The organism is Pseudovibrio japonicus, from assembly GCF_014651595.1.
GTDB classification, from domain to species: domain Bacteria; phylum Pseudomonadota; class Alphaproteobacteria; order Rhizobiales; family Stappiaceae; genus Pseudovibrio; species Pseudovibrio japonicus.
On the sequence record NZ_BMXE01000005.1, the window covers coordinates 78,415 to 103,828 of the forward strand.

Sequence of the window (25,414 nt, forward strand, 5' to 3'; positions counted from 1 at the left end):
AGGACATGGTCCGCGTTCTCATCTTTTTCGCGTTTGTGTTTCTTTTGGCGCTTGGCGGCGCCTGGATGGCAGACCGCCCCGGTTTGGTTACGCTTGATTGGCAGGGGTATGTCGTTCAGGTAAGCCTGCTGACGACCGTTGTCGCCTTTGGTATTTCCATTGTGGCGTCCATTGTGATCTGGGGCTTCTTGCGACTGGTTTGGAAGTCGCCAACGCTGGTTTCGCATTTCATGCAGCGTCGCCGTAAGGACAAGGGCTATGATGCTCTGTCACAGGGCCTGATGGCGCTCGGCTCCGGTGACACCTTGCATGCTCGCAAGTTCGGGCTAAAGGCTGATAAGTTTTTGGACGGCAATGAGCCTGCAGCGCGTCTGCTGTTGGCACAGGCCTCGCAGCTGGATGGTGACCACGCCGAAAGTCGTCGCCGGTTTGAGGCGATGATTGAAGATGATCGTTCCAAAGCAGTTGGTCTGCATGGACTTTACATTGAAGCAGAGCGTGAAAACGAACCTGCAGCTGCGCGCCACTTTGCAGAGGAAGCGTTCAATCTGGTGCCGGGTCTGCATTGGGCAGGCAATGCGGTGCTTGGGTATCAGGCGGTCTCCGGTGACTGGGAAGAAGCCATTGCAACGCTTGAGCGCAACTATGCTGCTCGCATGATCGACAAGAAAACCCTTCGTCGCCAGAAAGCGGTTCTGCTAACAGCGCGTGCGCTTGAGTTGGAGAACGAGAATCCGGATCGTGCACGTACGTTGGCTGTTGAGGCGCATGGTCTTGCACCTTCGCTTGTGCCTGCTGCGCTCGTTGCAGCGCGTTTGCGCATCCGCGCTGGCGAAATTCGCAAGGCGAGCAAGATCCTTGAAGCAACCTGGAAGCTCAGCCCACATCCAGACCTTGCAGAAGCTTACGCGCACGTTCGCCCGGGTGATTCTGTTACGGACCGTATGAGCCGCGTGAAAACGCTGGCTGGCATGCGTGCTTACTCTGCTGAAGGGGCGATTGCGGTTGCGGTTGCTGCCATTGAGGCACAGAAGTTTGATGAAGCGCGCGAGCAGCTCAAGCGCGTTCTGCGCTCCGAGCCAACACAGCGGGCCTTCCTGCTGATGGCTGATCTTGAAGAGCGTGAGCATGGGGATCAGGGCCGTATTCGTGAGTGGCTGTCTCGTGCGGTGCGTGCGCCTCACGATAAGGTCTGGATTGCGGATGGTGTTGTTTCTGCGAACTGGGCGCCGGTTTCTCCAAAGACTGGCCGAGTGGATGCCTATGAATGGGCAACACCGGAAAGCGCAATTGATCAGGACCAGACTATCGAAGTCATTGATGACAAGTTGTTTGAGCCACCAGAGCTGGCTGCTCCTGTGCAGGTGCTGAACGAGCCGGTTGCAGCTGATATTGTGGTGTCACCATCGCAAGAGGCGGAAAAGTCTGCAGCTGCGGACAAACCTGAGCCTGCGGAACCTGTTGTTGCGACGGAAGCTGCAAAGGAACCAAAGGACGCGCCTGCTCCTGAGAAGAAGTCGAAGGAAACCACCAAGGCTGACAAGCCACGGGCAACTGTTATGCCTGTCGGGTTTTCAGGCTCTGCGCCGGCCAAGGCTGATGAAAAGGGCATGAAGAAGGTAGCGGAGCCGTCCAAAGCGACGCCGGATGCTGCAGCCAAGACCGGTAAGAAGTCGAAGGCGGAGAAGGAGACGCTCGTAGAATTCCCGCTTCCTCATCTTCCTGATGATCCGGGGCTGGAGTCTGAAGAGGATGATCCGAAAGCGCCGAAGGAACAAGGTTTTAGGTTCTTCCGCTAGTTGAATTGCATGGGCAGAAGGGCTTTCGGGTTTTCGACCTCTTCTGCTCATGTTGATAGGTGGTGGATGCACCTTCTATCCTTGCAAATCATACTTGCATCTTTTCGGGAGCTTGGGTATCAAGCTTCCACTTTCCAGCACATCCCTTGTGCTTGTTGGTAAGCCGCTGTAGCTCAGATGGTAGAGCACGTCATTCGTAATGATGGGGTCGAAGGTTCGAGTCCTTTCAGCGGCACCACACACACTCTCTGATACTTCATAATCCCCCAGAAATTTGTCGGTTTGGCTTTGTCTTATGGCTTACTCGTCGTAGGTTCTGAGTTGTGTTTTTTGGGCCATTGGTCGAACTTTTGAACATGCCGATCTCTTAGGGTGCGTTGCGGTTGTTATTAGTCACGCATCGTTCTCTAAGTCCTTTTGTTTTTTGCGTAGATGGAGGCCATTGTGGTTTCGTGGGAGCGGGCCGCTGATGGTGTGGAGTAGCGGACGTGATTGTCGATCATCTGAATAAGTTGCGCACATGGTTGTTTGATGATGCATTGCCGCTTTGGCTGAAGGCGGGTGAGGATGCTGCGAACGGTGGTTTTGCAGAGACCATTACGCTGGAGTGCCAGGGCAGCACCGATAATAGGCGTGGTCGGGTAAATCCGCGTATGGTGTTTGTGTATTGCGAAGCTGGTCGTTTGGGCTGGGATGGCCCATGGATGGACGTTGTGCTGCGCACGCAGGCTTATGTGGAGCGGGTTTACGGGACTTCCGACGGGTATATTGGCGCATTGTCGACGCCTGAGGGTGAGCTGGTTGATCCGTCCTTTGATCTTTACAATCAGGCGTTTGCGTTACTGGCACTTTCCAGCATTGCTGATGTGAATAGTGAGAAGCGCGAAGAGGCCTGTGCGAAGGCCAAGGCGCTGCTTGATGTGCTGAACAGTCGCTTCAAACATCCTACCGCTGGTTTTCAGGAGGCTGAGCCTGCGCGCGCGCCGCTGGGTGCTAACCCGCATATGCATTTGTTCGAGATGTGTCTGGAATGGGAACGTTCTGACAATCTAAGCGCTGAGCAGAAGGCTGTTTGGTCCGCTTTGGCCGATGAATTGGGTGAGCTTTGCCTCAAGCACTTCATCTGCGAGAAGACGGGTGGTTTGCGTGAGTTCTTTGCGCTGGACTGGTCGCCGATGCCGGGTGATGAGGGCAGGGTGCTGGAGCCGGGGCACCATTTTGAATGGGCCTGGCTTTTGACCCGCTGGAGCAAGTTGCGCGGGGATCGGCGGGCCAAGGCTGCTGCTGTCCGTCTCTTTGAGATTGCGGAGACATATGGTGTTGACCGTGAACGCGGCGTTGCGGTGATGGGGATCAACGATGATTTCTCCATGCGTGACCCTCTGGCGCGTCTGTGGTCGCAGGCGGAGTGGCTTAAGGGCTCTCTGGCGATGCTGGAGAGTACGCCGGAGAGTGAATGGCCGCGTTATCGCCAGTCCATGCTGGATGCTCTGGCGGCGCTGGAACTCTTCTTTGAGGATGTGCCAGCAGGCCTTTGGAAAGATAAGCTGTTGCCGGATGGCGATTTTGTGCAGGAAGCGGCTCCGGCAAGCTCGCTTTACCACATCATTTCAGCAATCTCCGAGCTTGACCGGTTTTCGCAAACCGTGGTTGGGCAGAAGGTGATTGCGCTTGAGAATACCAAGTAGCGTTCCGGGCAGGATAGATAGGGAGTATCATAATGGTTAGGTGGGGTGTTCTATCCACTGCACGGATTGGCCGCGAGAAGGTCATTCCGGCTCTGCAGAAAGCCAAGAACCTTGAGGTTGCTGCGATTGCCTCACGCGATGAGGAAAATGCGCAGAAGGTTGCTGCTGAGCTGGGAATCGGGAAAGCTTACGGGTCCTACGAGGCGTTGCTGGCAGATCCTGATATCGATGTGATTTACAATCCTTTGCCAAACCACATGCATGTGCCGATGACGGTAGAGGCGGTGAAGGCCGGAAAGCATGTACTTTGTGAAAAGCCGATTGCGCTGGATGCGAAGGAAGCTCGTCTGCTGCGGGATATGCCGAGTGATCGCTTTGTTATGGAAGCTTTTATGGTGCGGGCACATCCGCAATGGCAGCGGGCTCTGGAGATTGTTGAGTCCGGCGAGCTGGGCAAGTTGCAGAGCATTCAGGCGTTCTTTTCCTATAATAATCAGGACCCAGATAACATTCGCAATAAACCCGCGTTTGGTGGTGGGGCGCTGATGGATGTGGGCTGCTACCCGATTGTGGCGGGGCGCTACTTTTACAATGCGGAGCCTGAGCGGGTTGTGAGTCTGATTGACCGTGACAAGAATTTTGGCACGGACCGTCTGACATCTGCAATGATGGACTTTGGTGAGGGACGTCAGGCGCAGTTTACGGTTTCCACGCAGTCGGCTCCGTATCAGCGGATCAATCTGGTTGGGACCGCCAAGCGGCTGGAAATCCTTATTCCATTCAACGCGCCTGCGGGTGCAGAGACCATTTTGCGTCTGGATTCCGGCACTGCGCTGGGTGATGGCGGGCTTGAAGTGGAGCGCATTCCTGCCTGTGATCAGTACACGTTGCAGGGGGAGTTGTTCTCCCGCGTGGTTCGGGGCGAGGAGAAGCTGCCTTATGGCGTTGATGATGCGATTCAGATGATGGACATCATTGATGCGATGTTCCGTTCTGAACGCAGTGGCAGCTGGGAGACCATTGGGTCTCCCGACTGAGTGTCAGTGAGCGTTACACCTTAACGCCATTGATGGAATACAGGTTGTCGCGATTGAGTGTATTGAGATCGCGGCGGCCACACAGCGCCATGGTGATGTCCAGTTCTTTCTGGATTACCTCCAGTGACTGCGTTACGCCTTGCTTTCCGCCAGCGCCCAGACCGTAGAGGAATGGTCTGCCGATGTAGGTGCCTTTTGCACCGAGGCAGATGGCTTTCAATACGTCCTGTCCCGAGCGAATGCCGCCGTCGAAGTGGATTTCCACCTTGTCTCCGACCTCGTCAACGATTTCCGGCAGGACTTCTATGGAGGATGGTGCGCCGTCCAGCTGACGTCCGCCGTGGTTCGAGACGATGATCGCATCACAGCCATGATCGACTGCGTGGCGGGCATCTTCTCTGTCCAGTATACCTTTCAGGATCAGCGGGCCGCCCCACCGTTCTTTGATCCACTCAATGTCATCCCAGCTCAGCCGCGGGTCAAATTGCTCTGCTGCCCATGAGGAGAGAGAAGAGAGGTCTGCAACGCCCTTGGCATGACCGACAATGTTACCGAAGGAGCGGTTCTGTGTGGTGAGCATATTCATGCACCACATTGGGCGTGTTGCCATTTGCCATATGTGCTTTGGGGTGAACTTTGGCGGGGCAGACAGGCCGTTGCGTAGGTCTTTGTGACGCTGGCCGAGGATCTGTAGGTCAAAGGTGAGCACCAGTGCAGAACAGCCAGCATTCTTGGCGCGGTCAATGAGCGCGTTGATGAAGTCCCGATCCTTCATCACGTAGAGCTGAAACCAAAACGGCTTTGTTGTTTTGGCTCTGACCGCCTCAATAGAGCAGATACTCATGGTTGAAAGGGTGAAGGGAACGCCGAATTCTTCTGCTGCCTGTGCCGCGAGGATCTCGCCATCGGCATGCTGCATTCCAGTCAGGCCGGTTGGGGCCAGCGCGACAGGCATTGAGACATCCTGTCCGATCATCTTGGTGGCTAGGGTCCGGTTGGTCATATCAACCGCGATGCGCTGTCGCAGTTTGATCTTGGCGAAGTCACTCTCGTTGGCTTTGTAGGTGCTCTCGGTCCATGAGCCGGAATCTGCATAATCGAAAAACATTTTCGGAACGCGTCTGCGAGCGCGTTCTTTGAGATCATTGATTTCTAAAATTGGTGCCATGTACGGGCCTCCCCCCGAAACATTCGATCTATCTATAAAGGGATTGCACGTATCGGTGATATGTCAATAAGCGAGGCTTTAGACTTGCGTCTACAGGTATAGCTGGGGGTGGTTTTCTTATGAGATCGGGAGACACATATGTAGCTCACGCTTTTCATGCGTAAGATGATTGATATGCGTTTGCTGGAAAGCTGGTGACCCCGACAGGATTCGAACCTGTGACCTGCCGCTTAGGAGGCGGCCGCTCTATCCAGCTGAGCTACGGGGCCTTTGGCTGTGCTTTGTTAGCCGAGATTTCTTTAGGCTACTCGCATCAGATCTTGGCAGCTGAAGATGCTGCGTGTTTTCAAATATCATGAAAATCGGAGGTATGCGAGACAGATTGAGCAGCTGTGAACAGGCTAGGCGTCGGTTTAAACATGGGAATTTTTGTGGTCCGTGTTTCTCTGCTTTTTTTGCCCGAGAGTTCTGAGGGGCGTTCATGGGCAGGTGACCTGATATAATTTTCAATTGTATCTTGAAGGGCGAGTTGCAGTGTCCGCGCGATCCATGGGCCTATTTTTAGTATTGCTGTTTTGCACGGGGAGAGCGTTTGCCGGGCCGTGTGATGAAGCTGTGTCAGCTGAGCAAGGCTTGTCCGTGATCCTGCTGGAGGAAGCGCTCAGTAATCCGGTGAGTTTTACCGCCAGTGACGGGCACGCTTATTATCTTGCTGACTTGATGGTTCCGGAGCCGTTTGGGGAAATGGGAGCGGAGCTTCTTGGGGGCGGTGAGGTTTATGTTCAGGCATTGGCTACAAAGAGCGACCGATGGGGGCGGAAGCCCGCGATTCTGCTCGACCGTGACCGGCGGGATTTGTCTGCCAGACTGGTAGAGGCCGGAGTGGCCATTGTTAAGCCACAATTGAGAGCTTTCAATTGTCTGAAATTACTTATTAAACTTGAAAGAGACGCTCGTAAGACAACCAGTGGATTATGGGTCGTTAAAAATGTAATTATCGATTATAAGTCAATAGGCTACGCGCAAATTGGACTTTACGGGATTGTGGAAGCCAAGCTGGTTTCTGTGGGGCAAACACGATCCAGAACATACTTGAACTTTGGTGAGCGCTGGACAGAAGATTTAACCGGGATTATTCAAAGGAGAAAGCTAGCGGATTTTTCGGAGTTCGGGCATGATCTTTCAATGATTGAGGGTCGCAGAGTTCGTCTCAGGGGCGTTGTGCAACTGGACGATGGACCCCAAATAGAGCTCAAACATCCAGCGCAGTTGGAGCTTCTGGACTAAGGCAAAGAGCCGGAAACGCGAATGACTTTGAGTAGTGCATTGTCTGGATTACGGACGAGCCTAAGAATTTTATCGGTATCTGCAGTGGCCGCAGCCCTTGTTGCGTGTCAGCTGACGGGCTCTGCCAATCAAAGCACTCCAAAACCCGGTAGTTTGCGTAGCGGGCTTGGAAGCGACGTGGGGGCGAAGGAGCATCCGCGTGTCGTTGCCACTTACGGCGGCGTCTACAATGATACCAAAGCTGAAACGGCGATTGCGCGGGTTGTTGGCGGCCTTGTTGCGGCCTCTGAAGATCCTGAGGCGCAGTACCGTGTAACTCTGCTCAACAGCCCTGCGGTAAATGCTTTCGCGCTTCCTGGTGGTTATCTTTATGTCACCCGCGGCTTGCTTGCGCTTGCAAACGATACTTCTGAACTGGCTGCCGTGCTTTCCCATGAAATGGCGCATGTGACGGCTCGTCACGCCATTAAACGTCAGCGTCAGGCTGAGGAAGCCGAGTTTGTCACCAAGGTGATGACCAATATCGGCAAGGATCAGGAGACGATTGATGCGGCTGTGAAAGAGAAGCAGCATCAGTTTGCGCGGTTCTCGCAAGAGCAGGAGCTTGAGGCGGATGATGTGGGCGTGAGAACGCTCGCAGGGGCGGGATATGATCCTTATGCCGCTGCCCGGTTCTTGAACACGATGGGGCAATTTGCGCGTTACCAGCAGCTTGGTGGAGAGACCAGTTCTGCGCCGGACTTCCTTTCTTCACATCCCAACACACCTGAGCGTATTCGCCGGGCAGTGTTGAGTGCGCGGCAGATTGGGGCGCCGGGGATTGGGCTTAACGGTCGTGCTGAATACCTGCGCAGTCTGGATGGAATGCTGTTTGGGGATGATCCGCTGGAAGGGTATGTGCGTGGGCGTCAGTTCCTGCACAAGGGCCTTGGCATCTCCTTTAGTGTGCCAAAGGGGTTTGTGCTTGAAAATGCCGCTGAAGCCGTTCTCGCCAGCAATAAATCCGGCACAGCCATGCGATTTGATGGCGCTGATCTGACCGGATACGCCAGCTTAACCGATTATATGTTATCAGGCTGGATCAATGGCCTGATCGACAACAGTGTCCGCCCGACCACAATTAACGGCCTGCCAGCGGTTATTGGATCAGCAATTACAGATGGTTGGTCGTTCCGCATTGGTGTGGTCCGGATTGGATTAACCGGATATAGGTTTATCTTCGCAAATCGCTCGCCAACCGCTGTATTTACTAGTGATTTTGAAAAGTCGCTTGGAAGTTTCAGGCAGCTTAGCCCTACTGAACAGGCGAGGCTTAACCCACTTCGAGTTAAGATCATTCAGGCTAAGGGTGGGGAGACAGCGCGTAAGCTGGCTGTTGGTATGAGCGGCGTTGAGCCGTCCCGTCGTCTGGAGTTGTTTACGATCCTCAACCAGGTGAAGGCGAACCAGCGTTTCAAGCAGGGCGAGCTGCTGAAGGTGATTACTGACTAAGATCAGTCGGCCGTGTTGTTCTCTGATTGGGTAAGTGCGTCTTTGAGCTTTTGCATTGCGCGGGATTCAATCTGACGAACACGCTCCTTCGAGACGCCTAGTTTTTCGCTAAGCGCTTTCAATGTAATGGTCTGCTCATTGAGTTTGCGCTCTCTAATGATGCGTTGCTCACGTGGTTTGAGACTTCTGAGTGCGCTGTAAAGACGTTTTTGATCGCGTGCACCGTCCACTCGCAGTTCCACAAGTTCATCAGGGCGCGGCTCGTCTGCGGGAAGTGTATCCTGAAGCTCCAGGGCTGTTTCGCTGCCGCGCAGTGTTGCGTTCAACGAGGCATCTTTGCCGCTTAGTCTACCTGCCATCATGGTGATGTCCTGCAGCTTTGCGCCGGTTTGGTTAGACATCTGCTCGTGAAGCTCAGCTTCGCTCAGGTTCGGGTGTTTGTTAGCGAGTTCCGTCCGCATGCGCTTAAAGCCGAAGAACAGCATTTTCTGGCGGGAGGATGTGCCGCCGCGCACGATGGACTGGTTGCGCAGGACATAATCCTGAATGGACGACTTGATCCACCAAGATGCATAGGTGGCAAAGCGCACATCTTTTGACAGTTGGAACCGATTAGCCGCCTCCATCAAGCCGATGTGTCCTTCCTGAATGAGATCAGAGAGCGGAACGCCATAGGACTTGAACTTTAGGGCGAGTGCGATCACCAGACGTGTGTGGGAAAGGGATAGCTTATCAAGCGCGCGGTTGTCTCGCCGGGTGATCCAACGATCCAACAGAGCGTATTCTTCTTCTTTTGACAGATATGGGGCTTTTCTTGCCAAGCGAGCAAGAGGCCCGAGACTTTGGTCTCTTTCTTGGTGAGCCATAATCGCCTCCCGTTGTTGAATGGGATACGGCGCTGGCGCTCCATTGGATCTGTTAACCCAAAAAGAAAGCCCCGCTCAGGGCGGGGCCTCTTAGAAAGAGTTAGTTAGAAGAGGCTGATTAAGCAGCTTCTTCCTGACTTCCGTCTTCACCGTCCGTTGTCGCAGCAACTTTTGCTGCACGCCCTGGAGCCGTGGACAGAACGCCTTCGATCTGACGAATTGCTTCCGTGTCAGTCTGTTTCTGAACGGCTGCAATCTCGCGTGCCATACGGTCCAGAGCAGCTTCATAAAGCTGGCGCTCGGAGTAGGACTGTTCTGGCTGAGAATCAGAACGATAAAGATCGCGGACAACTTCTGCAGTAGAAACAAGATCGCCCGAGTTGATCTTTGCTTCATATTCCTGTGCGCGGCGGCTCCACATGGTGCGCTTTACACGAGGCTTGCCTGCAATGGTTTCAAGAGATTTTTTAACGGTGGATGCATCAGAAAGCTTACGCATTCCAACAGAAGCAATTTTTGCGACTGGAACGCGGAGCGTCATTTTATCCTGTTCGAATTCAATTACGAGAAGTTCAAGAGAGTATCCAGCTACGGTCTGCTCTTCAATCGCAGTAATCAAACCAACGCCGTGAGATGGATAAATGATGTGCTCGCCTGTTTTAAACCCCTGACGCTGCGCGGTCTTTTTTGCGGGTGTGGCCATACGCTATACTTCTCCTGCGCAGTGGTTACTTTTGTCTGGCAGACACAAGCAACCTAGATGCAGCGAGTTCGCTGCATCTTTCTCTGTAGAAAAACGTGAAAAGTCCAACTTATGCGAAAAGTACTTTCTCGCACCAATTGGTTTCGCGTTCAAATGTGATCAGTCGAATTCACTGTTTTGGCGACTTCGGCGAATGCTGGAATAGATTAATCTTCGCCGCTCTATAGAACTGCGATCATAAAAAAACCTCCGATTGGGGAGGATGCACCAGACTGCCAAATAACTGTAACAAAGTGTATAGCACATTATCCACGGATTTCCAACCTCTCTCAAGCAAGAGAGGATTTAAGACATCCGTGGATACTGTTTGGCAAATAATAAATGATTGGTAATTCTAGGCTTTCGGGATCTTAGTCTCCGGCGCCCGGCTTTTCAGAGAAATACTTATCAAGCTTTCCTGCAACACCATCAAATTCTGCAGCTTCTGGTAACTGATCTTTCTTGACGGTGAGATTCGGCCACTTCTCTGAGTACTCGGCGTTGAGCTCAACCCACTTTTCCAGGCCGGGCTCAGTGTCAGGGAGAATTGCGTCTGCTGGACATTCCGGCTCACACACACCACAGTCGATACATTCGTCCGGGTTAATGACGAGCATGTTCTCGCCCTCGTAGAAACAATCGACCGGGCAAACTTCAACACAGTCGGTGTATTTGCATTTGATGCAATTGTCCGTGACGACGTATGTCATCGCAATCCTCTTAGTCTCTGGCTTTGCAGTTTTGTCTGGAGACAAACGGCATGGGCTCTTGCGGCCCTGACGATTTTTCGTCCATTAAACTTTGAACTCTTTGCTACCGGTTTTCAGTGGGTAGCGCAAGCGGTGTCATAGGCGAAGAGTTGGCTATTTTGGGGCAAAATTTGCCTAAAGTCGCCGCTAAAAAGGATCAATTTCGTTGAAGCCCCGAATCCGGGCAATCTGGCGTCGATCCCGCTTTGTCGGGCGGCCTGCACCAGCCTCTCGCTTGGCCACCGGAACCTGTGTTTCCTTGGGTGGAGGCGGGGGGGACATGTCCTCATAAAGCTCTTGTGCTTCAGGGGCTGGACCGCGCCGGGTTCCAAGTTTTAAAACCTTAAGGATCAAAAGGCGCCGCGGCATTGTGATGGTCAGTACATCACCGGGCTTTACAGCGGTTTTGGCGGCCGCAATCTTTTCTTTATTGAGTCGGACGTGGCCGGACACTGCCAGTTTTTGTGCCAGTGTCCGGGATTTCGTGATGCGCGCATACCAGAGCCACTTGTCAATACGAATTGAGCCTTGTGGTTCTGGTGCTGCCATCTGCGTTATCCTGAAGGGGCGACTATTTGTCGCCCTTTTCCAAGTTCTGTTTTAAAGACATCAGCGCTGCGAATGGAGAATCCGGATCCAACGGCTTGTCTTTGCGCGGAGCAGGCTTTGCCTGATGGCCGCGGTTCTGCTGGCCTTTGTTAAAGCCACGACCTTTGCCGCCAGGTTTACCCGGGTTACGACGCTGCTGATTGTTGTTGCTGCGCTGACCGCCACGACGTTCGTTGCCACCGCGTGCGTTGCGCTGACGTTCGTTGTTGTTGCGGTTTCCGCCGAAACGACCCGGACGCCAGATTTCAACGGTAACCGTTTCCATCTCTTGTTCGGCAGCTGGTTCTTCAGAAGCTTCTGCTGGGGCCTCGTCGAGGACTTCAGCGACAACTTCTTCAGAGACAGCTTCTTCTGCTGCGGGTGCAGCTGCTACGCTTTCAGCTTCAGCAGGAGCTGCTGCTTCGCCTTCAACCGGTTCTGCTTGCGCAGTTTCGGTTGTCTCAGCAGGAGCTGCTTCAGGCTTCTTGGCAACTGGGCGCTGTTCTTCGCGTGTTTCCAGACGGTAGCCGAGAGACTTCAGGATGTTGGTGAAGTCTTCGCCTGCGCAACCGAGCAGGGAGGTCATGGAAACAGTGACGGTGAACGCGCCGCCCTCAGCCATGGCACCTTCTGGCGGCTCGACGCCTTCTTCCAGAGGTTTCCAGGCAACCAGCGGACGAATGATGTCAGCAAGGCGCTCCAGAATATCGACACGTACGGCGCGTGGGCCGCAAACGCGGAAGCCGACGACGCGGTAAAGCGCGTGTTCGATTTCCGGATCGACAGGAACAGAGGTACGACCAGAAGCGGACAGCTGAGGAAGCTCAGTCAGGCCTTTGATGCCGCTCTTGCCTTCTTTCAGCGCCCAGAGCTGTGCGAGCAGCTGGCTTGGGGCTGGTTTCAGAAGAGCCGGGACATAGACATGATAAGCACCAAAGCGAACACCGAGCTTGCGGAGGGAACCGCGCATTTGCTGGTCGAGCTGGCGAATATCATCGGCAATCTCCTGACGCTCAAGGATACCGAGGTTCTCGGTCAGGCGGAATGCCACGCCACGAGCGATGCCTTCAACCTCTTCGGCCTGTTCCAGGTCGAAAAGCGGCTTCAGGAGAGTTTCGATGTGTGTCTTGATCCATAGATCAAGGCGCTCCTGCACCATATCGCGTGCAGGTCCCGTCAATTGCTCATCAGCAAGAATGATCAGGGATGGGCGCAGGGTCTGTTCACTAGCCGCCAGGCGGGCGATCGCTTCGCCCTGCCATCTTAGTGTGCCATCATCGGAGAGGATGAACTCTTCGTTAGGCGCGCGAGACAACCGTTCTGCACGGTTTTCAATCTCACTAGCTAGTGCTTTTTGGGCCGCAGCACGGACAGCTTTTTCTTCCTGTCCTTCTGCCGTTGCATCCGGAGCAAACCGGAAGCCATGAAGCTGGCCAATGTGCTGTCCTTCTACAAGGACATCTCCGGTTGCGGTGATCTCCGCTTCGAGCATTTTGTTCTCTCTCAGACGTCGCATCAATACGCTGGTTCGCCGGTCCACAAACCGCTGGGTAAGCCGTTCGTGAAGGGCATCTGATAATCGATCTTCTATGCCGCGCGTCACGCCCTGCCAATGAGCAGGATCATTCAGCCAGTCGGCACGGTTTGCAACAAAGGTCCACGTTCGGATATGAGCAATCCGGTTCGCCAATGTGTCGATATCCCCATCGGTCCTGTCCGCCAGTTTGATCTGACTATTGAACCAGTCATCAGGAATGGCTCCGTCCTGGACCAGATGTGAATATATCCCTGTAACGAGATCTGCATGGTTTGCCGGAGCAATCTTGCGATAGTCTGGAACCTGACAGGTATCCCACAGCAATGAAACTCGCTCCTGCGTTGTCGCAAGGGAAATAATGTCCCTGTCACGATTAGCAAGTTCGAGAACACCGATATCCTCTGCCGGAGGGGCTTTGGTCAAGCCCTCTTCGCGCGGAGAATGCTCCAAACTGCGCAAAAGTGCACGAATCGAGGAAAAATCTAGGTTTGGGTTGCGCCATTGCAGCACTTTTAGTGGTTCAAACTCATGAGATTCGAGTTGGTGGACCAGTTCCTCATCAAAACCGGGGACTCGGCCAGTTACGCCGAAAGTACCATCTCTAAGGTGTCTGCCAGCGCGTCCGGCGATCTGGCCGTTCTCTGCCGGGGTTAATTGACGGTACTGATAGCCATCGAATTTGCGGTGCCCGGCGAACGCGATGTGGTCCACATCTAGGTTGAGGCCCATGCCTACAGCGTCGGTGGCGATGAGCCAGTCAACGTCGCCGTTCTGGAACAGGTCAACCTGCGCGTTGCGCGTTCTTGGAGAAAGGGAACCGAGGACGACAGCAGCGCCGCCGCGCTGGCGCCGGATCAGTTCTGCGATGGCGTAAACTTCATCGGATGAAAATGCGACGATGGCGGAGCGGCGAGGGAGGCGTGTGATCTTCTTGGAGCCTGCGTATGTCAAAATGGACATGCGCGGTCGGGTGATCACATTCAGGCCCGGCATCAGCTTTTCGAGAAGTGGGCGAATGGTCGAGGAGCCGAGCAGCAGAGTTTCTTCTCTGCCGCGCAAATTCAAAATGCGGTCGGTGAAGACGTGGCCCCGTTCCAAGTCACCTGCAAGCTGGACTTCATCGATGGCGACAAAGTCCACGTCCAGATCTTTTGGCATGGCCTCGACGGTGGAGACCCAGAAGCGCGGGTTCTTCGGGATGATCTTTTCTTCGCCGGTGATCAGTGCGACGAGGTCCGGTCCCTTCTTCTCTACGAGACGGCCATAGACTTCTCTGGCCAGCAGGCGGAGGGGCAGACCTATGAGGCCAGATGAGTACGCACTCATGCGTTCAATGGCCAGATGTGTCTTACCAGTGTTCGTTGGCCCCAAGATCGCGGTGACAGACCGTGATCTTGTTGTTCGGTACAGCGTGTTCTTGTTCATCTAGAAGTGCAATTCCGTAGTCTTATGGCCAAACGTATCTCGGCACTCAATTCTTTGGCTGGGATACCGAAAATGCCCTAGCGGTGCCTCACCCAATGAAGTGGCATTTATATGGCAGAGGAAAGCGCTGTAAAGCTCTGGAATGAAGAAAGACAAAAAATGCTGATGATGAGGGCTGGAATGGGAGTCTAGTTTCACGGCGATATGTAAGCGCTTACCAGCGTATACGTGATTATCGCTCTGTTGTTTTCCATGAATATGATGAATGACTATAACGTATAGCACATGCCGCTTGGGTGAGGGTGCGTTAGGTCTAAAGGTTACGGGATACGTGTATATCTGTATATATTCGGTAACATATTGGTTATTCTTACCAGCTGATTTCATTAATGATTATCTTTAATTTGCGCGAAATCGCCACTTCTAAATCCCCAAAGGTCTACCGGTGATTAGAGTGAAATGGGGTATGCTGAGGGGCTTTTTTTGCCCCCCAAGTAGCACTTGGGCGGAGTTATCCCCGCTTTCCCCTCAGGCTTATCGTTAAGTTTTTTGCATCTATGCAGGATAAAAAGAAACGAGGAATCTAAACTCGATTGCCTGTGAAATAGTGGAATGCTTTTGCCAGATTACATGCACAATGGCGCTGAAGCCCGAAGAATACGAAGTTAACGAAACGTTAACTTGCTCCTTTCAATAGCTTTTTCCAAAGAAAAACTAGTGCTCATTTTAGGTGTAAAGTTCTTCTATACGAGTTTTTCTAAAAAGACATAGTGCAATTTAACAATGTCAATATATATGGCCGTATTTCTATTGGATAGAAAGTTAAATTGAATAGATTTCTTTCCCATTACGAAAATAATCATCATCGAATAGAAGATGGGTGATAGATACACCTTCTATAATCGGTGGAGATTGCGTAGAGTAAGGTTGTTGGAGGCATAATATGTAGGGGTGTATAAAATGAATCCGTTGACTGCTGCACTTGAATTTGTTGAATCTGTTAATAATGAAGAGACACCTGACGGTGTTTCTAAGCGTATTGCTGAGCTTGGTCAGTCTTTTGGCTTCACAAGTTTCTGTCTCGCTGCGATCCCCGAAGCTGGCGCATCCTTTGATGGGTCTATCATGTTGAGTGGATGGCGGCCTGAGTGGCAACAACGTTATCTTGACCGTGATTACATACAGAATGATCCGATTGTCGCGAAAGCGCGCACTGCTAGTCGTCCTTTCCTTTGGTCCAGCGTTGCCCGTGATCGCAATCTTACTGCAGCTGCACAGCAAGTTCTGTCAGAAGCGCGCGATTACGGAATGTATGACGGCGTTTGTGTGCCTGTACATGGCCTTCAGGGCTATCAAGGCATGCTGATTTTTGGCGGACCAGAAGTGCGACTGAATGAACGCGAAATTAGTGTTCTTCATCTGGTTGGTATCTATGCGAGTAATAAGGTGCGCGAGCTGGTTGGTGCCAACACCACTCGTCCGCGTCATCGCCTTACGCCTCGCGAACTTGAATGCCTGAAGTGGTCTGCTGCAGGTAAAACAAGTTGGGAGATCAGTCAGATCCTAAATATCTCTCAGCATACTGCGGACTGGTATCTGGCTTCTGCTGCCAGAAAGTTGCATGCTGCGAACAGAACACACGCGGTGGCTGAGGGTTTCCGGCTCGGCCTTATTCGATAAGCTTAAATGACACCTACCTATGCTCTCGGCAGGGTTCGCACCGCGAATCCTGCTGTTTGCACATGTGCAGCAGTCTCTGAATTTTCAGTTTCTATATCTTAAGTAGAACTTTTTGTTGAGATATATTAGCAAAGACAAAGTTTAACAGATTTGTGTAAATATTTTTACGTGTTTAGTTTTTCTCAATTAAGTGAAAAATTCCCTAGATTTTCCCCGTTTTCCTAATGTTTTCTGGTCCGGTAAATATAGTAATGATTCTTGTGACTATAAATTAATCTTTCCATCGGTGGAGTAGCTCGACTATAAAACCCCAAAATACATAGAAACTGGGGGACCTACTTTGGCTATTCAACGTATATTGGTTGCTAACCGCTCAGAGATTGCAATCCGCGTTTTCCGGGCTGCAAATGAACTTGGTCTCCAGACGGTTGCCGTCTTTGCAGAAGAAGACAAACTGGCTTTGCATCGCTTTAAGGCGGACGAAGCCTATCAGGTCGGCAAAGGGATGGGGCCGATTGAAGCATACCTGTCTATTGATGAGATTATCCGCGTTGCAAAAGAGCAGCGCGTTGATGCGATCCACCCTGGATACGGCTTCCTTTCTGAAAGCCCGGAGTTTGCTGAGGCGTGCGCCGCGAATGGCATCGTCTTTATTGGCCCTTCACCAGAGACCATGCGCCGTCTTGGCAACAAAGTAGCTGCTCGTGAGCTGGCAATTAAAGCTGGCGTTCCTGTAATGCCTGCGACGGACCCACTTCCGGATGATATGGAAGAAGTGAAGCGTCTTGCGCTCGAGATCGGCTATCCGGTGATGCTGAAAGCCTCATGGGGTGGAGGTGGCCGCGGTATGCGCGTCATCCATGACGAAGAAACGCTTCTGCGCGAGGTAGTTGAGGCCAAGCGTGAAGCCAAAGCAGCATTCGGCAAGGACGAGGTTTATCTCGAAAAGCTTGTCGAACGTGCGCGTCACGTTGAAGTGCAGATTCTTGGTGATCAGCATGGCAACCTTGTGCATCTGTTTGAGCGCGACTGTTCCATTCAGCGCCGCCACCAGAAAGTGGTTGAACGTGCACCCGCGCCTTACCTCGATGAGGATAAGCGCCGAGAGCTTTGTGAGTATGGTCTGAAGATTGGCCGCGAAGTTGGTTATTGTGGTGCGGGTACCGTTGAGTTCCTGATGGATGCGGATACCGACAAGGTCTACTTCATTGAGGTGAATCCGCGTATTCAGGTGGAACATACTGTTACTGAAGAAGTTACCGGTATCGACATCGTTCGTGCGCAGATCCGCATTGCGGAAGGTGGCCGCATTGGTGACGAGGCCGTGACTGGTGTGCCTGAACAGGGCGCGATTGTGCTGAACGGTCATGCGCTTCAGTGCCGTATTACCACTGAAGATCCTGAGCACAATTTCATTCCTGATTATGGTCGTTTGACTGCCTATCGTGGGGCGACCGGTTTTGGTATCCGTCTTGATGGTGGTACGGCTTACGCCGGTGCGGTGATCACCCGGTTCTATGATCCGCTGCTTGAAAAAGTGACCGCCTGGGCGCCGACGCCTGAAGAAGTTTGTGCGCGTATGGACCGTGCGCTGCGTGAGTTTCGTATTCGCGGCGTTGCGACCAACCTGATTTTCCTTGAGCGAATTATCGGACATCCGTCCTTCCAGAATAACTCTTATACAACGCGGTTTATTGATAACACGCCGGAGCTGTTTGAGAACATTAAGACGGCTGACCGCGCAACCAAGCTGCTGACGTATATTGCTGATGTGACCGTGAACGGGCATCCGGAGACCAAGGGCCGCCCCAAGCCGCCGGCTGCTGCGCCGGTACCGGTCGCGCCAAAGTTCAAACTGCCTGTGATGGATGGGACCCGTCAGAAGCTTGAGGAACTTGGTCCGAAGAAATTTGCCAAGTGGGTAAAAGCGCAGCCGCAAGTGCTGGTTACTGACACTACTATGCGTGATGCACATCAATCATTGCTTGCTACACGCATGCGCACCTATGATCTGGTGCAGGTGGCGGACAGTTATGCGCAGGGTCTGCCTGAGCTGTTTTCTCTGGAATGCTGGGGCGGCGCGACCTTTGATGTGTCCATGCGCTTCCTGACAGAAGACCCGTGGGAGCGTCTGCGTCTTGTGCGCGAGAAAGCGCCGAACCTGCTGATGCAGATGTTGCTGCGTGGGTCCAACGGCGTGGGGTATGCCAACTATCCGGATAACGTGGTTCAGCACTTTGTGCAGCAGGCTGCTGAAGCTGGTGTGGATGTATTCCGCGTGTTTGACTGTCTCAACTGGGTTGAGAACATGCGCGTTTCGCTTGATGCCGTACAAGAACAAGGCAAGTTGTGTGAGGCAGCGATTTGCTACACTGGCGACATTCTGAACAGCGGGCGTCCTAAGTATGATCTGAAGTACTACGTTAAACTAGCAAAAGAGCTTGAAGCGGCGGGCGCGCATATTCTTGGCATTAAGGATATGGGCGGGGTGCTGAAGCCTCAGGCGGCGAAGGTACTGGTGAAGGCGCTGAAGGAAGAGACCGATCTGCCGATCCACTTCCATACCCACGATACTTCTGGCATTGCAGCCTCTTCCGTTCTAGCTGCGGTCGAAAGCGGTGCTGATATTGTTGATCTGGCGATGGACTCACTGTCTGGCCTGACGTCTCAGCCATGTATGGGATCTGTTGTTGAAGCGCTGAAGGGGACTTCCCGTGACAGCGGTTTGAACACAGATCGCATCCAGCAGCTTTCCTTCTACTGGGAAGCGGTGCGTACCCAGTACCGTGCGTTCGAAAGTGACCTACGCTTCGGGGCTTCCGAGGTTTACCTGCACGAGATGCCCGGTGGGCAGTTCACCAACCTTAAAGAACAGGCGCGCTCGCTTGGTCTGGAGATGCGTTGGCACGAAGTTGCCAAGGCGTATGCTGATGCGAACATGATGTTCGGTGACATTGTGAAGGTGACGCCGAGTTCCAAGGTTGTTGGTGACATGGCGGTGATGATGGTGTCACAGGGCATCACAACTGAGGATGTTCTTGATCCGACGAAGGAAGTCTCCTTCCCGGAATCTGTCGTGAACATGCTGCATGGTGACCTTGGTATCCCTCCGGGGGGCTGGCCTGTTGATCTGCAGAAGAAAGTTCTGAAAGGGCAAAAGCCGATCACGGTTCGTCCGGGGTCCTTGCTTGAAGCTGAAGATATGGATGGGAAGCGCAAGGAGCTTGCAGGCATCTTGGGCCGCAAAGGGTCCGAGCAGGAGCTTTCTTCCATGCTGATGTACCCGAAGGTGTATACGGAGTTTGCCAAGGCGCAGGACAAGTATGGTCCGACTAGCGTGCTACCAACGCCAACCTACTTTTACGGTCTCAATGTTGGTGACGAGATCATGGCTGAGCTGGAGCCGGGGAAGACGATTGTTATCTCTTGCCTTGCGATCGGTGAGACTGATGAACGGGGTGAGAAGCGTGTGTTCTTTGAGCTGAATGGTCAGCCACGCAACATCCGTATCATTGACCGGACCCACAGTGCAGCTAACGCACCTGCGCGCCGCAAGGTGGATGAAGACAACGAGCTTCAGGTTGGCGCACCTGTGCCGGGTGTGGTTTCAACGCTGGGTGTGAAGGCGGGTCAGACCGTCAGAGCAGGGGACCTGCTGGTTTCCATTGAAGCAATGAAGATGGAAACATCGGTTCATGCCGAGCGGGATGGGGAGATCAACGAGGTTTGTGTTGCTCCAGGCGACCAGCTTGATGCCAAGGATCTGATCTGTACGTTTAAGGGATAGATCTGAAGCCTGTTTGATTTGTTGAGATTAACCAGCAATGCGTTTGGTGCATAAGCACTATGCATTGCTGGTTTTTCTATTTTTGGGGAATAAAAATTCATATTAATCAACATGTTGTATGGTTCTGACCGTAACGTTTTTCGTTAGGTATTGCTACGTTTCGTAGTAGTGCGATTGTTCCTGTCTGAGTGCTTCTGTATTGAGCGCCCCAACTAATTCATGAGTGTGTCTCCCAATTTCTGATCTTTAGGAACTGCTTTCCTACAGGGCCAGAGTTGGGTTTTTTATTGAGGGTGCAACGGTGCAAACTAAAACAGGAAACCCGGCAGTCATTGGTCTGGCTGGATTTGGTATCACGACCTTTGTTCTGCAGATGGCGAACATTGGTCTGCTTGAGAATATGGGGCCGGTTCTCTGGCTTGGCGTCTTTGTTGGTGGACTTGCGCAGATGGTTGCTGGTTTCCAGACGGGCAAGACCGGCAACAATTTCGGCTACAGCGCTTTCACGATCTATGGGGCATTCTGGCTGGCTTTTGCAGGCATTCTTGCTGGCAATGAGCTGGGCTTTTACGCAGCCTCGCACACTGACATCGGTTTCTTCCTGCTGCCGTTCGCCATCTACACCGGCATCATGTTCTACGCGGCACTGCACGTGCATACTGCGGAAGCTTCCATTTTCGGCAGTTTGTTTCTCGGTTTTATCTTGTTGGTTCTGGGGCACTTTGGTCCGGCGTTCTTTAACGTGATCGCGGGTTACGTGCTGATCCTGTGTTCCTTCTGCGCCTGGTATGTGATGGCACATATCATTTACAAGGATATCTGTGGCCGGGATGTTCTGCCGGTTGGTTCACCGGTTCTGCAACCGGGTGGGAAGGCGACTGGTGCTGGTGCTGATGCTGTTGCAGCTGAATAATCCAGCTATAAAGCGATGTGAAAAGCCCGGTCCTGTGACCGGGCTTGTCTATTTACCTGTCTGAGATGACCATTCCCTGGCAGGTTCGGATGCATAACCGATCCAGTTGTCCATGAATGCTTCCAGCCAATGCAGCACCGCAGGGTCGTATACGAAGCTTTCTCGGAAATGCTCGCCGCGTTTCTTGGCACCTGGCAGCACCAGACGATGTGCGGCACGTGTCGTCCAGCGGTGCATCATGGCGTACGTCAGTTCGGGATGAAATTGAATGCCGAATGCATTTTCGCCAACGCGGATCGCCTGATTTTCGTAAGTTGGACTCGATGCCAGAAGCTCGGCACCTGATGGCAGTGAGAAGCCTTCGCGATGCCATTGATAAACCTGTTCGGGCCACGCCATCAGTTTGGTGCCCGATGGTGTTGCTTTCAGTGGGTAATAGCCGATTTCGACCAATCCGTCGTCACGCCCTGTTACCGTACCGCCGAGGTGTTTGGAGAGCATCTGTGCGCCGAGGCAGATCCCCAGATATGGCTTGTTTTCCTTGAGTGGAACGTTGATCCAGTCGATTTCCCGTTTCACAAAGTCATCACTGTCATTGGCACTCATTGGACCACCAAAGATGACTGCGCCCGCGTGGTCTGCTAGTGTTTCCGGCAATGGATCTCCAAAGCGTGGACGCCGGATGTCCAGTTCAAAGCCGCGTTTGATCAATTGTTGTCCAACGCGACCGGGGTTTGAGGTTTCCTGATGCAGCACCACCAGCACTTTAGGCTGGTGTCGAGAAATACCTTCTTTCATTTATCTCCTAACCATTAAGTAGACTAAGAATTATTGCCCCCCTGTCGATGAGCAACTTTTTGTTTGAGCTCCATGCGGTCTCTGGACGAGACGCCTAACAGCTCGGCAACGCGCCAAATTGTATTGTCTTCAAATTCGTGAACTGACCCATCTGCGAAGCCCATCTCCCAGAGGATCTCAATAACTCTAAGTCGTTGTTCTGGCTCCAGCTTGCGCTTGAGGACAGATGTGAAGCGATAAAGATCGACAGAATCCTCGTCGCGTTCGCGTGCAAGGTCCATGAGCTCCTGAGTGTCATCGTCGCTCAAATCGTATTGCTGTTGTAGGATTCGTTTGAGCTGGTCCAGCTCCTGTTGCCCGATCTCGCCATCTACTGTGATGATGTGGAACATAAGCGCCGCCACTGCCAACCGTTCATCATCTTCAGAAAAGCGGCCTTCTTGCTCCTGTTCGCCTGACAGGCCTTTGAAGAATTTTTTCAGGGCGTCCAGCATTCATATGCTCCATGCAGTTATTTGTTTTCTTGTAGCTTTATTTAGTGCTTTTCTGAGATGCGTAAAGGTGTTTCGGCTCCAATTGGAATACTATTGATATGCAAAAATAATTTCAAATGAGAAAGAAAAGGAATTAAAATCGCCAGTTTGACACCACTTGATACTGCGACACTTGGGAGCAAATGTGTTAGAAGTCCCTGGTTCAGAACGACAGCTGGCTTTGTTCCGGGGCTTGTAAGACTTTAACTAATCATAATTTAGACGTTTTCTACGGGCTTTGTGCCCTGTATTTGTTGAGTACAAGCTGCTTACATGTGAGTCCAATTTTCGGCTTCAAGAAATCGTCCACTAGGATACTAAGACTAAATGAAACGCTCTCTTCTTATCTTTGGAGCTCTGGCTGCTCTTTTGGTTTGCGGTCTGGTGCTTGCACCGCTTCTCGTTCCGCAGCAACAGCTGAAAGCCCAAATTGCGGAAACATTTGAGACGGCAACTGGATGGAAGCTGCGTCTTGACGGACGCACGAGTGTGGATTTGTTTCCAACACTGGCTATCGAGGTTGAAAATGTTGGTGTTGCCGGTGCCGCGAGGGCTGATGGGATCGAGTTCGCCAGGGTGGAAAAAGCCCGATTTGAGCTGAACTCTCTGCGTTTGCTGACTGGCGGCAACATCATTCGGAATATTGAACTCATCGAACCCAACTGGACCCTTGAAGTTGATCAGGAAGGAGCGTCCTCCTGGCAACCGCTGTTGGCCAGTGATGAAGACGGGGAGGCTCCCATGGTTGCTGCGAATATTGCAGGCCGGGTTGCTTCCTTTATGGATCAGCTGGATCTGGATACCCTGAGTATTGAACGGGGTCAGATCTCCTACAGTGAACCTGAGCCCAAAGCCCCTCTGGTGTTTTCCAATATTGATCTTGCGTTGAACTTCGAAAGCGGCAGTGATGCCCTGACGGCTGAGGGAGCGTTTGTTCTTGGGGATGAGCGCTATGCGGTTGGTGGCCGTGTCGGGTCTGTAACCGCTTTGCAGAATGCACAGGCTACTGCTGTTGAGGCTCATGTTGTCGGACCGGCGCAGGAGAAGTTTGGCTTTGAAGGTCAGCTGGCGTTTGGTGTCCGTCCTGTTGGGCGATTGCAAGTTACTGCGGAACTGCCGGACCTTGCTGCATTTGCCGCGCAGCATGCTGTGAAGTTTCCGGAAGGTATCGGAAGCGGTGCGCTGACCAGTGAAGTGCATTTCCGTAAACGCGGTATTCGCACCAAGGGTCTTTCCATCACCTCGGGTTCCGTCGCTTTTGGCGGCGATATTGCACTCAATTATCTTGAAGACGGTTATGAGCTGAAAGGCCAGGTTACTGGCCAGTCTCTGGATTTCGAGCAACTTCTTCGTCTTGCCGGGCTGGATACAGCGGCATCAGGTTTTGCTAATGTGGATGCCTCGTTCTACGGCGTTGGGCAGTCTTATGAGGAACTGGTCGCAGGTCTGGAAGTTGAGGGTGGCGCTCTGCTGAGAAAGGGGCGTATCGCCAACATCCAGCTGCCAGAGATGCTTGCGGTAGAGGGGCGCGAGGAAGCGCTCGACGATATGGACCTCACTATGGTCTTTTCCGGGCTTTCCAATCCTCTGGAGCTGAAAGGCACTGCGCGTTGGCAGGGTGAGCCGATTGTTCTGCAGGGCGGATTACGCTCAGATGCTAATATTGATCTGGCGTTCTCCAGTGAGATGTTTTCGGGCAGTTTGACCGGCCCTTATTCCTTAAGTGATGGCTTTGACGGAATTTTCGCCTTTCAAACTATTGACTTCAATAATCTGGCGCGCTGGTACGGGCGTCCGCTGCCGCGATACCTGCGTGGCAACAAGCTTGAGCTAGCTGGGCGCTTTGAAGCTGATGCAGATGGCGTTTCCTTTGAGAATGCGCAGTTTAGACTGGATGATACCAGCTTGACGGGCAGTGGCCGGCTCGACACCGGAGAAATTCCGAAACTCAGTGGTGAGTTGCAAATTAAGCAGGCCTCCTTTGACAAGATGTTCTCTCGCAATGACGACAAGAATGCAAAGGGTGAAGGGGCCTACGACTTCTCGGTTCTGCGCAGCTTCGATCTGGATCTGGCGCTGTCTATTGAGGACCTCAGCCTTGGTGCGCTTCGCGGGCAGAATGCGGAGTTGAAAGCAGTGCTTTCCGAGGGGCGACTCGCTTTGGACGTGGCGCGGGTTGGCCTTTATCAGGGTGAGGGCGCCGGTAAGCTTCTGTTGAATGGTGCCACGATCAAGCCGGGTATTTCTGCGGAGTTTTCGCTTAAGGGTATTGATGCGGCTCCTTTCCTTGCCTCGCTTGGCGATATGCCGCGTGTTGATGGCAATCTTTACGCCGAGATGGATGTGAACACTTCTGGCAGCACCCCAAGTGATTTCTGGGTCAATATGGGCGGTGCACTCAGCTTCCAGCTTGGCAACGGGATGCTGCACGAGCTGGATGTTGATCGGCTGGTCGCCTCTGTCAGCAGTGAAGGCATTACAGGCTGGCCGTTTACCGAGGCGGACCGGACAGAATTTTCCAGCTGGGGTGCGGATGTTGTCTTTGATCGGGGCACTGCGGAGTTCCAGGCGCTGACGTTGCAGAGCAAAACGGCTCTTGTTGAAGGGCGTGGTGCGATCAACATCAAGGATGGCGAGGTTCTGTGGTATCTGCAGCCAAGCTTGCTGGATCAGAGCAAGATTGGCGGTGAAGGCACGGAAACCGCACAGTCCGGTGATGTGGCGCCACTGAAGATCCGTGGTTCGATCAATGTTCCAAGTTTCGAGCCTGTCGATAAGCAAGAATACGCGAGTGCGTCTTTTGGGGATGTGAAGCAGACTCAGAAGCTCTCTGACAAGCTTGCAGAAGATCTGGAAACTGCAAAAACCGTTGAAGAGGTGCAGCGCCTGCGTACTGCGGCGGCGAAAGACGGACAAGTCAATGCGCCGGAGCCTTCCGAGACGGTTGCCGAGGCACTGCCTGTCGCTGTGGAGCCATCTGAAGAAGAGGCGAGTGTAACGACGGCTTCAGTTGCTGCGGATGATCTGCCTCCGCTCAGCGAGGATGCTGCGCCGAATACGAATAGTGCGAAGGTTTTGGTGCCTGTTGCAAAGCCGGAGGATGTGCCAGCACCTGCTGTTGTGGCCTCAACGCCGAAGAGACCAGCCAAGAGCGGTGCACCTAAGCGTGATCTCAAACGCCGTGATGTTGTGCCTCGTGGGCCGGGCAATGTGAATGTGAAAGCTGTTGCTGATGGAACGGCAGACCCGGATGCGACACTGACCTCCCTGGAGGAGGCGTTTGGAATGCCAGCTGGCTTTCTTACTGATTGATCAAGGGACCTGAG

At 52.9% G+C, this 25,414-nt stretch carries 17 protein-coding genes and 2 tRNA genes; 10 read left to right on the top strand and 9 right to left on the bottom strand.

Annotation, left to right across the window (positions count from 1 at the left end; translation table 11 throughout):
* Positions 1–5: 5 nt before the first annotated feature.
* The 4 genes from IE076_RS14645 (at position 6) to IE076_RS14660 (ending at position 4,524) form a co-directional block, all read left to right on the top strand.
* Positions 6–1,799, top strand: a complete 1,794-nt coding sequence (locus IE076_RS14645) for a heme biosynthesis HemY N-terminal domain-containing protein (protein ID WP_189437540.1) — start codon at positions 6–8, stop codon at positions 1,797–1,799.
* A 162-nt stretch (positions 1,800–1,961) separates the two neighbouring features.
* Positions 1,962–2,037: transfer RNA gene (locus tag IE076_RS14650), tRNA-Thr, on the top strand.
* Between the two features lie 250 nt (positions 2,038–2,287).
* Entirely contained in the window at positions 2,288–3,487 is a 1,200-nt protein-coding gene (locus tag IE076_RS14655) for an AGE family epimerase/isomerase (protein ID WP_189437541.1), read from the top strand.
* Between the two features lie 32 nt (positions 3,488–3,519).
* Positions 3,520–4,524, top strand: coding sequence for a Gfo/Idh/MocA family protein (locus IE076_RS14660; protein WP_189437542.1), 1,005 nt, complete (start codon positions 3,520–3,522; stop codon positions 4,522–4,524).
* Between the two features lie 13 nt (positions 4,525–4,537).
* On the opposite strand, the gene IE076_RS14665 is transcribed toward IE076_RS14660, so the two are convergent.
* Entirely contained in the window at positions 4,538–5,692 is a 1,155-nt protein-coding gene (locus tag IE076_RS14665) for an alpha-hydroxy acid oxidase (protein ID WP_189437543.1), read from the bottom strand.
* 192 nt (positions 5,693–5,884) lie between these two features.
* Positions 5,885–5,961: transfer RNA gene (locus IE076_RS14670), tRNA-Arg, on the bottom strand.
* 346 nt (positions 5,962–6,307) lie between these two features.
* Between IE076_RS14670 and IE076_RS14675 the strand changes: the two genes are divergently transcribed.
* Together IE076_RS14675 and IE076_RS14680 are read left to right on the top strand one after the other, a co-directional pair.
* On the top strand, positions 6,308–6,979 hold the full coding sequence (locus tag IE076_RS14675) for a thermonuclease family protein (protein ID WP_209009139.1): 672 nt from the start codon (positions 6,308–6,310) through the stop codon (positions 6,977–6,979).
* 21 nt (positions 6,980–7,000) lie between these two features.
* The gene (locus IE076_RS14680) at positions 7,001–8,470 is read left to right on the top strand and encodes a M48 family metalloprotease (protein ID WP_209009140.1); all 1,470 of its coding nucleotides are present in this window, start codon (positions 7,001–7,003) and stop codon (positions 8,468–8,470) included.
* 2 nt (positions 8,471–8,472) lie between these two features.
* Here the strand turns inward: IE076_RS14680 and IE076_RS14685 are convergent, their stop codons facing one another.
* The 5 genes from IE076_RS14685 to IE076_RS14705 form a co-directional block, all read right to left on the bottom strand.
* On the bottom strand, positions 8,473–9,336 hold the full coding sequence (locus IE076_RS14685; RefSeq protein ID WP_189437544.1) for an RNA polymerase factor sigma-32: 864 nt from the start codon (positions 9,334–9,336) through the stop codon (positions 8,473–8,475).
* Positions 9,337–9,454: 118 nt separating this feature from the next.
* Positions 9,455–10,039, bottom strand: a complete 585-nt coding sequence (locus tag IE076_RS14690) for a CarD family transcriptional regulator (protein ID WP_189437545.1) — start codon at positions 10,037–10,039, stop codon at positions 9,455–9,457.
* 410 nt (positions 10,040–10,449) lie between these two features.
* Positions 10,450–10,788 (bottom strand): ferredoxin FdxA, encoded by a 339-nt coding sequence (fdxA, locus tag IE076_RS14695; RefSeq protein ID WP_189437546.1) that lies wholly within the window; start codon positions 10,786–10,788, stop codon positions 10,450–10,452.
* 186 nt (positions 10,789–10,974) lie between these two features.
* The gene (locus IE076_RS14700; RefSeq protein WP_189437547.1) at positions 10,975–11,376 is read right to left on the bottom strand and encodes an RNA-binding S4 domain-containing protein; all 402 of its coding nucleotides are present in this window, start codon (positions 11,374–11,376) and stop codon (positions 10,975–10,977) included.
* Between the two features lie 22 nt (positions 11,377–11,398).
* Positions 11,399–14,377 carry a helicase-related protein gene (locus IE076_RS14705; RefSeq protein WP_189437548.1) on the bottom strand — a complete coding sequence of 993 codons (2,979 nt, stop codon included), beginning with the start codon at positions 14,375–14,377 and terminating at the stop codon, positions 11,399–11,401.
* Positions 14,378–15,337: 960 nt separating this feature from the next.
* Here IE076_RS14705 and IE076_RS14710 point away from each other — a divergent pair.
* The 3 genes from IE076_RS14710 to IE076_RS14720 all read left to right on the top strand — a co-directional run bounded on the left by IE076_RS14710 (position 15,338) and on the right by IE076_RS14720 (position 20,757).
* Entirely contained in the window at positions 15,338–16,057 is a 720-nt protein-coding gene (locus IE076_RS14710; RefSeq protein WP_189437549.1) for a LuxR family transcriptional regulator, read from the top strand.
* A 340-nt stretch (positions 16,058–16,397) separates the two neighbouring features.
* Positions 16,398–19,844, top strand: a complete 3,447-nt coding sequence (gene pyc / locus IE076_RS14715; protein ID WP_189437550.1) for a pyruvate carboxylase — start codon at positions 16,398–16,400, stop codon at positions 19,842–19,844.
* 301 nt (positions 19,845–20,145) lie between these two features.
* Entirely contained in the window at positions 20,146–20,757 is a 612-nt protein-coding gene (locus IE076_RS14720; protein ID WP_189437551.1) for an acetate uptake transporter, read from the top strand.
* Between the two features lie 48 nt (positions 20,758–20,805).
* On the opposite strand, the gene IE076_RS14725 is transcribed toward IE076_RS14720, so the two are convergent.
* Together IE076_RS14725 and IE076_RS14730 are read right to left on the bottom strand one after the other, a co-directional pair.
* Positions 20,806–21,555 carry a glutamine amidotransferase gene (locus tag IE076_RS14725; protein ID WP_189437552.1) on the bottom strand — a complete coding sequence of 250 codons (750 nt, stop codon included), beginning with the start codon at positions 21,553–21,555 and terminating at the stop codon, positions 20,806–20,808.
* Positions 21,556–21,578: 23 nt separating this feature from the next.
* Complete coding sequence (locus IE076_RS14730; protein WP_189437553.1) at positions 21,579–22,049, bottom strand: tellurite resistance TerB family protein; 471 nt, start codon at positions 22,047–22,049, stop codon at positions 21,579–21,581.
* Positions 22,050–22,415: 366 nt separating this feature from the next.
* Here IE076_RS14730 and IE076_RS14735 point away from each other — a divergent pair, with 366 nt between their 5' ends.
* Positions 22,416–25,400 carry an AsmA family protein gene (locus IE076_RS14735; RefSeq protein ID WP_189437554.1) on the top strand — a complete coding sequence of 995 codons (2,985 nt, stop codon included), beginning with the start codon at positions 22,416–22,418 and terminating at the stop codon, positions 25,398–25,400.
* The last annotated feature ends 14 nt before the right edge of the window (positions 25,401–25,414 follow it).